The organism is Enterococcus sp. BWR-S5 (genome assembly GCF_016745255.1).
Taxonomy (GTDB): domain Bacteria; phylum Bacillota; class Bacilli; order Lactobacillales; family Enterococcaceae; genus Enterococcus_L.
On sequence record NZ_JADOEQ010000001.1, the window covers coordinates 449733 to 463421 of the forward strand.

General features: G+C 36.6%; 12 protein-coding genes and 1 tRNA gene. 10 read left to right on the plus strand and 3 right to left on the minus strand.

Translation table 11 applies throughout. The annotated features are described in order from the left end of the window. Positions 1-206: 206 nt before the first annotated feature. The 9 genes from IW510_RS02330 to IW510_RS02370 all read left to right on the plus strand — a co-directional run bounded on the left by IW510_RS02330 (position 207) and on the right by IW510_RS02370 (position 8167). Positions 207-1526: a Rep family protein gene (locus tag IW510_RS02330; protein WP_202056402.1), complete on the plus strand. Its 1320-nt coding sequence runs from the start codon at positions 207-209 to the stop codon at positions 1524-1526. Between the two features lie 5 nt (positions 1527-1531). Further along, complete coding sequence (locus IW510_RS02335; protein ID WP_202056403.1) at positions 1532-1747, plus strand: hypothetical protein; 216 nt, start codon at positions 1532-1534, stop codon at positions 1745-1747. A gap of 12 nt (positions 1748-1759) precedes the next feature. Further along, positions 1760-3754, plus strand: coding sequence for an oligosaccharide repeat unit polymerase (locus IW510_RS02340; RefSeq protein WP_202056404.1), 1995 nt, complete (start codon positions 1760-1762; stop codon positions 3752-3754). Then, on the plus strand, positions 3754-4887 hold the full coding sequence (locus tag IW510_RS02345; RefSeq protein ID WP_202056406.1) for a site-specific integrase: 1134 nt from the start codon (positions 3754-3756) through the stop codon (positions 4885-4887). Before IW510_RS02340 ends, IW510_RS02345 begins: the two co-directional genes overlap by 1 nt. Before the next feature lie 173 nt (positions 4888-5060). Beyond that, positions 5061-5369 (plus strand): TIGR04197 family type VII secretion effector, encoded by a 309-nt coding sequence (locus tag IW510_RS02350; protein ID WP_202056408.1) that lies wholly within the window; start codon positions 5061-5063, stop codon positions 5367-5369. Next, on the plus strand, positions 5370-5732 hold the full coding sequence (locus IW510_RS02355; protein ID WP_202056410.1) for a DUF3958 family protein: 363 nt from the start codon (positions 5370-5372) through the stop codon (positions 5730-5732). It abuts the gene before it with no gap. Beyond that, a complete protein-coding gene (locus IW510_RS02360; protein ID WP_202056413.1) occupies positions 5722-7332 on the plus strand; it encodes a hypothetical protein in 1611 nt (536 codons plus the stop codon). The genes IW510_RS02355 and IW510_RS02360 overlap by 11 nt, the downstream gene beginning before the upstream one ends. A gap of 13 nt (positions 7333-7345) precedes the next feature. Further along, positions 7346-7729, plus strand: coding sequence for a hypothetical protein (locus IW510_RS02365; RefSeq protein ID WP_202056416.1), 384 nt, complete (start codon positions 7346-7348; stop codon positions 7727-7729). Positions 7730-7804: 75 nt separating this feature from the next. Continuing rightward, positions 7805-8167: a hypothetical protein gene (locus IW510_RS02370; protein ID WP_202056419.1), complete on the plus strand. Its 363-nt coding sequence runs from the start codon at positions 7805-7807 to the stop codon at positions 8165-8167. Between the two features lie 157 nt (positions 8168-8324). Here the strand turns inward: IW510_RS02370 and IW510_RS02375 are convergent. The 3 genes from IW510_RS02375 to IW510_RS02385 form a co-directional block, all read right to left on the minus strand. Then, positions 8325-8397: transfer RNA gene (locus IW510_RS02375), tRNA-Thr, on the minus strand. A 166-nt stretch (positions 8398-8563) separates the two neighbouring features. Beyond that, positions 8564-10069, minus strand: coding sequence for a helix-turn-helix domain-containing protein (locus tag IW510_RS02380; protein WP_202056421.1), 1506 nt, complete (start codon positions 10067-10069; stop codon positions 8564-8566). A gap of 481 nt (positions 10070-10550) precedes the next feature. After that, positions 10551-12065, minus strand: coding sequence for a helix-turn-helix domain-containing protein (locus IW510_RS02385; protein ID WP_202056429.1), 1515 nt, complete (start codon positions 12063-12065; stop codon positions 10551-10553). A gap of 225 nt (positions 12066-12290) precedes the next feature. On the opposite strand from IW510_RS02385, the gene IW510_RS02390 reads away from it, so the two are divergent. Beyond that, positions 12291-13301, plus strand: coding sequence for a sortase domain-containing protein (locus IW510_RS02390; RefSeq protein WP_202056431.1), 1011 nt, complete (start codon positions 12291-12293; stop codon positions 13299-13301). Positions 13302-13689: the final 388 nt, after the last annotated feature.

Sequence of the window (13689 nt, forward strand, 5' to 3'; positions counted from 1 at the left end):
GAAATTAAAGATTGTGAAAAAAGGGAAACACAAGTTGTTTTCTATATTGCTTGTGCCATGTGCCAAAATGAGATGTGACTGCAACGCAGTCCTTAAACTCCGTCTGGGACTGCGTTTAGCACAAGAAAATTAAAAGAAAAAAATTGGCACATTTTGGCACAGGGGTAAAGTTTGTGCCAAAAAAACACGAAAAAGGGGAGGAGATTGTGAAAAATAAAAAAGAAGAGAAGGAGAAAAAATATAGAAGTTGGGCTGTGCAATTATCCTATTATTATGAAACTCATGATAACGAGGGAAGAAAGAAATCTGACATAACAGAAACAGAATGGAAAGCCAGTATCAGACGGCGAATAGAAAAAATGATTTCTGATAAAGATTGTGCTGCTTATTGTTTTCATGATAAAGACACACTATCCGACGGTATGCCTAAAGGGTTACATTGCCATATATTATTGATGTTTGCTAATGCAAGATATCAAAGAGCCATAATGAAAGCTCTGAGTATCACACGTGAGGAGAATTGCGAGCCTGTACGAGCTAAAAGCTCTGTAGCAAGGTATTTAACCCATAGAACCAGTCAAGCAATGGACGACGGTAAATATCCCTATAATGCAGATGAAGTCATTTGTATCAATTGTGAGTATCGAGAGCTGATAAAGCAAACAAGTGAGAAAAAACAGGAATTAATAGATATTGACGAATTCATCGGAGAATGTTCACAAGATATTCGAGCGGGTAAATATTGGGAAGACGTTCGGGACCTCTTGAAACAAAATTTTGGTATTTCAAAAGGGGAAAAGCTCTGGAAAAAATACCGTAAAGACTTTGAAATTGATTTTCATGAGTATTTGTCAATCAAAGCGAGGGAATATTCCAAATATGGGCGACCGTTAGTCACAATATTTATTACTGCGAATGAAAGTGGTGTAGGTAAATCCCAACTGGCAAAGGCGATTTCTTATCATATTACAGACCGAGTTCACTTTGTACCCGCTAAAGGAAAAGGGAAAACATTTGATTTTGCTGGACTATATAAAGGCGAGCTTGTCTCAGTATTTAACGAGGTAGGCGGTTCAGAGTTTGGGAATAAAGCATTTAACGAAATCTTTGACCCATACCAGTATTCAGCAATTAATTCACGTGGAAAGGATAAGCACTGGTTAGCCTTGTATGCGATATTGACGACAACGGAAAGTCGGGAACAATTTATTATGAATGCCATGCCCTGTATTGATGAACGGTATCAAAATAGAGCCTTGAAACGGCAAGAAATTAACCGACGTTTGCCCTATGAAATCATCTGTACAGGGCTAGGAGACAACAAGGCACAATATGAGCTAAGAAAACTCTGTGATGAAAAGACAATGGAAACAGTCGGTACAGTGTATTGTAATGATGTTCGAGATATGGAAAAAATGACAAAAACAGCTCTGAATGCATTAATCATGCTAGGACTGAAAGAAAACGATCAAACAGAAGAGGATTATGATTTCCTCGAAGAAAAAATAACTTATACGGAGGATTAAGAATAATGTATTTAAAGAAAGTAAGTAAGAAAGACATTGAAAATTATGGATTAAACAATAGAATTGACCTTTTAGCAATTGGCGGTGTGTGGTATCACAAAATGAATGAAAATGGAACGAAAGCGAGAAATATCAGAAACCAATTACTATTTGCTTTTTTGGCACCAGAAGCATTGAAAGATGCACTGGAATCAGGAGAGTTTACAAGGGTAGAACAATAAAAAAAGAAAGGAGTGATACCCATTAATAAGAAAATTATCGGCTTGATTATGCTGTTGCTTGTCGGTTGCTCTATATTTATAGGGCAATCTTCGGCACAGGCTGAAACGTTACAATTTGCGCCGGATTCCCCTGAAAGTTTGACTGTAGGTGACTATCATATTGATTCGTATAAAAGCTATATTAGCGGAAATACAAAGGTTGGATTTTTGACAGACGAAGGACGTTCTGCTGGATTAAATGCTGCTGCAAACATCGTATTTGATTTTAATAAAATCATCTATAGCATGTTTGATTATGGCTTGGAGATATTTTCAGATAACAATATTCTCTATAAGTATGTAGACCAGTTTACTGTCTATTCTAAGCGGATATATGACAATCTTTATTCAAAATACATGACAACAATTATAGTGATTGTGGCGGTTTATTGTTTCTATCTGTATACAGTAAAAAGTGAGCAACAGGCAATTAGAAAGTTTCTGCTATTTGTAACAGTGTTTATTGTTGGCTTCGTCTGGAATGAACGAGCTGCTGATATCATAAAGTACGTTGATACCTTAGCTGTAGAGCTTCAAGCGGACTTAATGGCTGTTACCTCAGAAAATCAATCAAACACAACTAACCCAACTGTAAAGGTCAGAAACACATTGTTTGAAATGACGATTGAAGAGCCGTTTTACTTGTTGAATTACGGGGTAACATCAAAAGGTGATGTTAACACCAAAGAACAACCAAAACGAGCAACGAGCCTATTATCAGCTAAAAATACGAAAGAGGAATACGATGCAATTGACAACTACATCAAAACAAACGAACAGGAAAACGATTTTTTGTCACTGGATAAAGTCGGCTGGAAGCTCTCCATTTCGCTTATCTCGCTACCTATGACTATTCTTATAGGGGCACCCATGTTTCTCATTCAAATGTTCAATTTCCTGTTACAGATGCTTACACTGCTAATTTCATCAGTGATTGGTTTATCATTGTTTATCAGTTTGATTCCGTCATTAAGTAGTGCTACCAAAAATACATTTAAATACTTGTTCGGTTTGATAACGTTTAGAGCTGGAACAGGGATAGTATTTAGCTTGTTAATACTGATTATTCAACTTGGGCGTACCATCGTTCCGGCGACTGACAGTAAAAGCTACATGACCCAAGTGTTCACAATATTTTTCGTTTTATTTGTTTGTTGGAAATTCAAAGATAAAATTATTACGATGGTAACAGGCGGAATGATTACAAGTATCGGTGGTGGAATCGGTGCACAAGTGGACGGAACACGCAAAAAAACAACCGAAAAAATACGGAATTTGTTTAGCAAAAAACAGTCTAAACCTAGTTTTTCAGATGATGAAGAGGATTCAGACGAAAAAACGGATACTTCTACCAATAACTCAACCAAGCGCAAAGAGGAGCCGTCAGTTGACCCAAACGATTTACAGGACAACAACAAGCCATATGATGCACCGAACAATGCTGATTCAACTGGTGGAAACCTTGAGGAACAACTGGAAAATGCCAGAAATGATATTCAAAGCGACATCTCATCATTAGGGCAAGAAACGAAAAAAGGCTTCTCGGATATTGGCGACCAAGAAGAAATAAATGGGGAAATGATTGAAGAGATGCACAATCAATTTGATATTCCTGAGGCACCTGAAGCCTATGACAATCAATCAGATTATTCAATCAATCAGGAGATGGCAAAAGAAAGTCAAGGATACTCTACGACTGAATTCAACGAGCCGGATATCAATTATTCAGAATACACAACAAATCATGAGAACATGTTAAATGATTCCTATGATATAGACATGATGAATGATTATGGTAGTGACTTACAGGAATCACAAGAAGATAGAATACCTAAGGAATTAGGACAGGTGGAACAAGAAGCCTATAGAACTCAAATGTATGAAAAGATAGTGGAACTTCCAATAGAGAAAGACAAAGAAGCTATAGCAAGGTACCAAGAAGAGCTGGCAGAAGCGAGGGGAGAATAATGGCTAGTTATCGTAAACGTGGGAAAACGTGGCAATATACTATTTCATACACTGATAAGGAGACTGGAAAACCAGAACAAATTTATAAAGGAGGGTTCAGAACAAAAACGGAGGCGATTGGTGAAGCAGAAGAACTAGAACAGTCAATAAAAAAAGGTGTACAAATCAAAAATAATATTACACTGGCGGAGCATTTTGAATCTTGGATATCAATGTATAAAGAAAGACAAGTAACTCCTACAACTGTTTTGAAATATAAACAATCCTTATCACACATAAAGGAGCTATTTCCTGATATCCCCTTGTCACAAGTGAACAGAAGCATCTATCAGACGTTTTTGAACAATTATGCCGATAAACATGTAAAGGAAAGTACATTGCGTATACATGGGCACATAAAACAAAGCATACAGGTTGCAATTGATGATAAAATAATTACAGATGATTTTACCAGAAGAGCGATCATAAGCGGGAAGAAAGAATCAAAGCCAGCCAATCAAAAATTCATAAGCTACAGCGATACTAAGAAACTCCTTAAGTATTTAGTTTCACATCGGGAACCTAGTCTGCCAAATAATTACTTGCTGATGCTGGCATTCACAACTGGTCTAAGATATGGCGAATTAACTGGATTAACGTGGAATGATATTGATTTTGAAAATCAAAGAATATCGGTAAATAAGAGTTATGATTATCTCTACCATACAGGGTTTAAGCCAACAAAGACAGAAACTTCAAAAAGAACTGTTGATATTGATGAATTCATGACAACACTTTTACGAGAGCTTAGAGACAATCAAAAAAAGGAATTTAAAAGTTTGGAAGTAAAAAATCCTTTAAATCTTGTATTCTATCACTTTTCAGATGGTGTGCCGTCAAATAGTGGAACAAATAAGCTGTTAAAAACATTGTTGCAGCGTTTGGAAATTTCTCCACTCATCAGCGTTCATGGCGCAAGGCATACTTATGGTAGTATCTTGATTTACAAAGGCGTGGATATAGGAATTGTATCAGAGGTATTAGGGCACAAGGATGTTACCATAACAAATGAAGTATACCGACATGTAATTAAAGAACTAAGAGAAGAAAACAGAGAGAGGCTGCTAGGAATACAGAATGAGTTGTTTATGTAGAAAATATGGTCTAAACATATTTTGGAAAAGTTGTATTGGAAAAATGTGATATATAAGTTATGGTAGCTTATTCTTGCTTTAACTTTTGTAAAAACATTTCTGAATATTAGCTTTATATATATACCTTCTTGTGTTACCATTTTTGGTAAGTTAAACAAGGAGGTTTTTTACATATGAATATGGAGGTTGTAAAAAGTGATTCGGCTGTTGCTGGTAAAATTGCCACAGCGATTGCGAGTTCACTAGATGGCTCTGCAAATGGTGGTGCTATTCTTACAGATACGCAAACAACAGTTGCGGGAAATACTAACGCCCAAGAAGCGATTCAAGCCATGCTTAACGGTCAGAACAAAATTGTTCAGGCAATCGGTAAAGCGTCTTCAAATCTACAAAGTGTTGCCCATGAATTTGAGGCAGCCGACCAAGCAACCAGACAATTAATATCTGCAATTTCTATTCCTTCGCCAACTGGAGGAAAGTAAATGACAGATACTAATGAAAAAATTCGATCAGAAGAATTGAAATTAGAACACGAATTAGACCAAGTAGAAGACGACAAAAAGCAGATAGCTCATATTAGTAAAGAATATGAAGAATTTTTTCATCATACTTCATCATTATTTGTTGGGCTAGAAGAACAGTTTTCACAGAATGATTTTAATTGGTATATAAATGACCATTCAGAAGATTTACGTAATCGAAAGCAACACATTTTTGGAGATATTGAGGAAGAAAGCCAGCAATTACATAAACGGAAGTTATCTATTGAAGATGAACAAAATGAGCTATTTTATAAGAAGAAAAAGCTGTTTATGAATAAGGAGAGTGAAATGAATGGGTGTTGATATGTATGTCGGAGCTTCTCAAAATCAGGCTAGTAGTGCTTTTGCTAAAAGTCAATCCGATGGGCAGTCTTATCAAACAATGATTCAAGCATTACAACAATTTATCAATGAAGGACGACTTAATTCTACCGCCTATAATAACGGCAAAAGCTTTTATAATACAATTTTAATTCCATTGGTCAAAGCTGGCATTTTGTTATCTGAAGCAGTTGGTGAAGCGTGCCAAAAGTTTACACAAGATTACCAATCGACGGTAGATAGTGGAGATTTGAAGTCTGATGAGCTAAGAGAAAAAATCAGTCAGCTAAATGTACAAATCAGCCATTTAGACTCTATTCGTGCGACGATTGAAAGCAAGGATTTAGCAGATAACTTTAAACTAAGACAGCTCAATCAGAACAGCCGTATGAGAGATACATTGGATGATACTAAAACTGTTGTACAGGAAAAATTAGATAAACTATTGGATTTCCATGCTAAATCTCCTGATATTTTTTCTAACATTTCAGAATTAGAATCAATCATTGATAAAGGTGCAAGCCAAGCTGATAGCTCGTGGACTGGCAATAGCTTCTCAATTCCAACCGACCTTGGGTGGACAACAACCGTTGCCGACAAATGGCACATTAGGACTGACAATATCAAGAAAAAGGAAAAAGAGTTTCACGAAGCAAAAATTAAAGAACTTGAGAAACATAATGTATATGCTATGCCCTATCAAGACCCAATCACGAAAGAAGTTAAAATTTTGTGGTTTATTGACAAAAACGGCGTGCGTGTTTTTGATGAAGAGTTGCAAAATTATGTAGAAAGATATGGAAAGAACCTTAAAGGCATTTATGAAGTTGTTAGTTGGGAGAAAATCTATGAATTAGATATTGCTGCTAGACAACGAGGAGATGGCAAGAATTATCTAAATGACAATCAACTTCCCGAAAGTTGGCAAGATTTTGGGCGACATGGTGCAGATTGGGATTCTTTCATTTGGTCGGCTCAAAAATCTGGACTGTTTGACCTAGCCATGATGGCTGGATTAACATATATGGGGAGTAAAACAAAAGTCTCTACCTCTAGTAATGTAGCCAATGTGATGGATGATATTGATGATATCTCAAGGACTAAAACACCGGAACAAGTGATTGCCGATCGTACGCAAGGCTTCGACTTAAATTCTTATCCGCAGAAATACCCACAACTTAGCGCTAAGAAAATGAAGGAACTAAAAACTAAAGTGAATAATCGAACGATTACGCAAGCGGAGTATAAGCAATATACTTGGAATCAAGATATTAATAAAAATCGCAAACTAGCAGTTGACGATTTTTGGTACGAAGAGCGAATCCGAGTTTTACAAAGTAATCCCACTAGAGAATGGCTTCCAGAGCAAACCACGAGTATTCTTAAAGGTGAAGCAGCAAAATTTGATGGGAAATCACTACAAGGACATCATACCTATAGCGTATCTAAGTATCCGCATTTATCAGGCGCTCATGAAGTTATTTATCCAGCTACATTTAATGAGCATTTCCGCGGATGGCATGATGGGAATTGGAAGAATAGTGTACCTGGGCAAATGATTAATCCATTGAAAGATTTTTAAGGAGGAATATTAAATGTCAGCAAAGCAATCCAGAACGCCAAATACTATCTCTATAATAATACTTGATAAAGAAAATGTAGTAAAATATGTCCCTCCAATTAGACGATGGACAAAAGAACCCATATCAGAGATTAGGAGAAAAATTTTAAACAGTGAGTTTATCTTAATCTCCGAACAATCTAAAGACCCACAAAGTTTAATTGATTTAAAATCACATATATTAGATTTGGAAGCGATGGGAGCAAATCTTAGAATTATTATGAATACTTCTGGCTATATAGAAGAGATATCTTTAGAAATGATTACTACTTTTATTAAACGTCGGAAAGAAATAGATAAAGAAGTAGATGAAATTTGGGACTTAGAAGCACGAGCTATGGAAGAGGATGAAAAATAGAAGTTTAAAAATATTAACCTTTTATAATGAACGATGGTCAATCCGTTGAAAGATTTTTAGAAAGGTGATGCAAGTATGGCATATACAATTAATGTAAAAATAGTTGATAAAGAAAATGCAGTAAAATATATTCCGTCTATCAGAAGATGGACAAAAGAATCTATTGCAGAAATTAAGAGAAAGATATTGGATAGTGAGTATGTTCTTGTTTCTGAACATACTAAAAATCTTCAAAGCTTAATTGATCTCAAAGCACATATATTAGACTTGAAAGCAATGGGAGCAAAAATTAGAATCATCATGGACACTTCTGGGTATATAGAAGAAATTTCTTTAGAAATGATTAATAATTTTATTGAAAGTGGAAAGGATACAGAAAGAGAAGTTGCTGAACTAATGGACTTGGAAGCAAGAGCAATGGAGGAGGATGAAAATTGAAATTGAGTCTATTACGTAATTAAATAGCTAAGAGAAGGTGGGAGAGAGACTGATAAGCTTACAAAACTAGCTGTCTCTATAGAAAAAAATGGTCTGGACAAAATCTGGACAAAAAAAAAAGAACCTTGAATTATCAGGGTTCTTTCTTTATCTCAAGAGCCACCTGCCGGGCTTGAACCGGCGACCCCCACCTTACCATGGTGGTGCTCTACCAACTGAGCTAAGGCGGCATTCTGTCTCACACAAGTTATAGAATAGCGTAAAGCAGGTAGACTGTCAACTTGTTTTCGACAAAAATTAGAAATAAACAGAGAAGCTGCGTACGCTAAATAAACCGGTAAAGATGAACATGTACGACGGCTCATATCTGTGTGAAAAAAGCGATAATCTCCGTGGCTATTTGGAGATCATCGCTTCTCTTTTTTCTCTTTTAAATGCTCGCAGCTGGTTTTGCTCGATGATTTTTCGAAGCTCAATAATGTTTCTTTGAGATAGAATATCCTCTACGACAACGACACGTTCTCCAGCTAAGTATTGAATGCGATGGTTGCTAACGTACAAATCACTTTTTTCCACTAACTCTTTTTTTGGTGTATTTAAGAGTGAGGTATTTTGTGTTGTAACAATAACATTGTTGGTAAAGACCATTTTAATGATGGAACTCATTACCTCTGCATGTTCTCTGCCTAAATCACTTAAGACGGTGATAGAGACCTTGCTTCTCTTTTTGAAAAGCTGTGCAGGTAATCCTTGCCAATAGAGCATTAGACAATGAAGAATTTCATTTAGGTACATCGTTTTCCACGGGAAACCGCTCTCTTTTTCAAGCCTAGCCAATGCTTTAGAGGTAAAAGCTGAAAATAGGATAAAATTTTGCTTAATTGATTTTCCGGAGTAGAAAAATCGTGAATAAATAATATGTTTCTTGTGTGGATAAATTTGATGCAGGCAATAAATATTTTGAATACCCTTTTTTATTTTTACGAGGCTTTGGTCGTCAATTGTAACATGCAAACTGCTTTGGATTTCATCAATTAGAAAATCCATTGATTGTTGAATTTGTTTTTCATCTGTGTTTTTCCGGCATGGGAGCCACCAAAAAATGGTGTTGCTGAAATCGTTGTACCAGTCAGATGGTAATGTCAAACCAAGCTCATCAATGAAAGGAAGCAATTCATTTGTATATTCTTCAGCAGTAACTGCACCAACACTTGTTCGGAGAACAGCGACTGTTTCTGCTTCGTGTGGAGAAGTATAGCCTTGTTCGATTCTGGTAAGTGTTACTGCGATAGAGAAAGCCAGATGAATGACACGAATATCGCTGAGGTAAAGCTGGAAGTCTTTGTTTAGTTTTTTGACAAGCCTAAGAATTGCTTCTTTTTTGAATTTGAAAGGCCAACGATGGACGCCATAAACCTCTACGAAGTAATAAGAGAAGAAATAGCGGATTTCTCGCTCGTCTTCTCCGTATAAAAAGAAAGGATTTCTTTCAAGTCGCAAATTTCTTTCTTTCAAAGGAAGGTTTATTTTTCGATAAAGACGATACAATGTAGAGGCGCTCATAAAGCATTTTTTTTCTAATTCTTCTGAGCCTTGATTGGGATGAAAAAAGACCGCTTCCAATAAGGTAAAGGCATCTGAACTTTTGAGGATATCTGCATAGATATCATGAACTGAATGATTGGAGGATAGAGACATTTTTAAACCGTTTCTCTTTGAAACATCAATAGTCAGATAATTTTTCCAGTTGGCTTCTATGTAGTCACAATCCTTGAACACAGTTTTGACAGAACAATGGAGCTTTGTTGCCAGTCGCTCAGCTGTAATCCAGTCTTCTGCACCATAGAGCCAATTCAGCAACAGGATTCTTCGGGCTATTTTGGTTGAAAGCAATCGTTCCATAGTCAGTTTTCCTCCTTATTTCAAAAAGTTCCTATCAAATGAAAAAATAGAAATATCTCACTTATACCAAGGATTATATCATTTTTTTTGTTCCATTTTAACTTTTTTTATAAAATTAATTCTAGTTGTTTTTCAAAAAACAGTATATGATAATAGTGTAAACAAAAACAGATTTAACTTATTGATGAACAAAAAAATCGTTTGCTAATTACTTCTACGAGTATGTGTCAAAATATTTAGGGATTAACTGCTTCTAAATATATGCGTGGTGACAGTGTTTACTATGAAAAATTTTTAGTGTATCCTTTGAGAAAATGGACAAAGGCAAGTGGAGATTCGTGTATATACCAATGAGGCTATAAGAGATAGCTGTCATTGTATATAAATAATTATCGAAAAATACTAAGAGTATGTAGATTTTCCCCAAAAATTTACGTAAATATTCAGGCTTGAAGTGTATCCTGCTTCAAGCCTGATTTTTTTATGATTGTTTTGCAGTTGCTGCTTTCTTTTTTGCATTGGTAAAGGCAAAAAGTTGATTTTGTTCAATAATTTTTCTTAACTCAACAATGTTTTTAGAGGATAGAATATCCTCAACCACTACGACTTTTTCTTGAGACACATGTTCAATATGGTGATTGCTTACATAAAGGTCACGCTTACTGCCAGACTGCTTTTTTGGAGAGTCAAAGAGGGAGGCATTTTGTGTAGTCACACTTACGTTGTTCAAAAAAGTCATCCTCAAAATAGTTCCCATCACCTCCGCATGTTCTTTTCCAAGATCACTTAATACAGCGATAGAGACTTTCCCACGATTATTGAACAGCTGTGTGGGTAAATCCTCCCAATAAAGCATAAAATCATGAAGGACTTCGTTTAAGTAAAACGTATTCCATGGCAATCCATCACTCTTTTCAACCTCTGTAAGGACCTTTGAGATACGTGTTGAGAATAATATAAAGTTCTGTTTAATTGATTTCCCGGAATAGAAAAAGCGAGAGTAAATAATATGCTTTTTATAGGGATATATCCGATGATAGCAGTAGAGATTCCGAATGATTTGATTGATTTTTTTACGGCTTAAATCATCGATTGAAGTATTCAATTCATTATTAACAGCCAGAATCAGTTGATCAGCAAGTATTTGTGTCTTTTCTTCTGTTTCTGAAGAGTCATTTCCGAATATCCACCAGAAGACGCTGTAGCAGAAGTCATTTTTCCAGTTAGGCTGGGTAGAAACATTCAAGTCGCTCACCAGAGAAGTCAAGTCCTGTTGATAGTCTTCCATGTTGCACTTCAGCAAATTTTCAGCGAGATTTTCTTCTTTCCGCATCTCATCTTCAGCAGTAAATCCTTGATCAAGTCTGGTAAGTGTAACCGCAATAGAAAAAGCCATTTGTATAATCCGGAAATCACTAAGATAAAGCTGGAAATCTTTATTGATTTTTCTTGCCAGGTTAAGTACCTTTGTTTTGTCCAAGTGAAAAGGCCATTTATGAACGCCATACACTTCAATGAAATAAGAAATGAAGAAGTAACGAATCTGTCTTTCGCTTGTTCCTGAAAAGGTGAAGGGATTGCTTTCAATGGATAAATGCCGCTCCTTCAATGCTTTATTCAACTTTCTGGATAAGCGGTAAAGTGAAGAGCTGCTTAGAAAAATGCGATTCGCCATCTCATCTGAGCTGTCTCTGGGATGGAAGAAGATTGCCTCCATAAGCGTAAACGAATCGGAACGTTTAATGATATCAACATAGATATCATGAATGGAGTGGTAGGTTGATATTGTCAATTTGATACCGCTCTTTTTTGAAGTTTCTATTGTCAACTGATCGGGCCAGCGTTCTTCTATATAACGGCAATCAGCAAAAACGGTTTTAGTTGAGCAATGAAGTCGAGCGGCGAGTTTTTCAGTTGTCAGCCAATCGTCTGCTCCATACAGAAGGTTCAATAGTAGAATTCTTCGAGTCATCTCTGTGGTGATAAGTTGTTCCATAATCTGTTCTCCTCTAGTTTCAAATTGTTCTCATGATTGAGAAGATTTTGAAATAATCCTGTTACAACAAGGATTATACCATGTTTTTTAATGAAAATTAACTGATATAGATTTCTTATCGTTAGCTGTTTCAGACGATTAGCTATATGATGAAAATGTAGAAAGCAAACAGATTTTGGTTTATCGATAAATGTAAATCTCATCATGAAACAGGAGGGATTTATTATGAAAGCCAATGTATTGAAATTCGCTGTAGCTATCGGATTGTTGACGATTGCAGGTGGTACAACTTACGCAGAAATACGGAATCAGGCAGATAACGAAAATACTGTAGAACAAGTCGCAAAAGTAAATAAAGAAGACACCACAGCCCCTGTTGTTTCAGCAAAAAATGTGACAGTTACAGTCGGGCAGAAGGTAAATGTACTAGATGGCGTTACTGCTGAAGATGCTGAAGATGGCGATATTTCCGGTCGAGTTGTCGCAGATAAAAGTGTAGATACATCAAGGGCCGGAAAACAAGTAGTACGTTATTCTGCTACTGATAATAGTGGGAATATCGGCTGGACAGATCGTACATACACAGTTGTCAAAGCAAAAGAGGAGAAGAAAGCCGAAACTGCTGACAGTAGTCAAGCGCCGGCTGTTGTAGAAGAAGCACCAGCTGTTGAAGCAGATCCGGCAACAGTGGAGGTTCCTGCTATGGAAGCTGAAACCCCGACAGTTGAAGCGGCACAGCCTGCTGAGGCAGCTAACGAAGCATCTGCACCGGCAAACAATACGATTGACCAGACTCCGGCAGCACAGCCAAGTGCACCAACCTATCAAGCGATGACAATGTATATCAACGGTGCGGCGATTCCTTATCAAAATGGTGGTTCAGCAGGACAAAGTATTATTGATGGAAACCCGAACGGTACTGTTTCTACATGGGGCGGTGCAGCCGTACAATCAGGAAATGATGGGTTGAATTCACACTTCATTGGTCATAATCCTGGAATCTTCAGTGCCATTTTTGGTCTTGGCGGTGGCAGCCAAATCATTGTGACAGATAGCGCCGGTACACCAACGACGTATACAGTCAGCAGTGTCACCAAGGTTGATGATTACGCTACTGAAATCGGCACAGGAAATAATATCTGGGATATGATTACCGGCACTGGCGGTGGCGAACGAATCACGTTACAAACCTGTATTGATGATGCAACCAACTTAATTGTTTTCGCCTATAAATAGTCGTATAAATTCTGTAAAACTTTTTACAGTCATTTATAAAAGAGAGTTTGTAGATTTCCCCAAATTTACTTAAGCTTTTAACCAAAGAACGCACTCAGCGGATGAGTGCGTTTTTTGGTGGGGTTAACATAGTTCAATTGATTTTTTTATTTTTGCAGCTATTGTGTTCTTCATACTTTTTACAGTGTATCCCTTTTTTATTAAACGTTTTCATTCGCTCTGTTTTTATACTTAGTGTAACATATATTGATGAAGAGCAAATCGGTTAAATCAAAGATGTCTGTCATGTGAATTTCTCGAACTTTTAGAAGCATGAAAGGAGGATGTTAGCGCAACACTTCACAGACTTTCTATAAGGTTTTCTGTATCAAAACAGCAGATTTCAGCT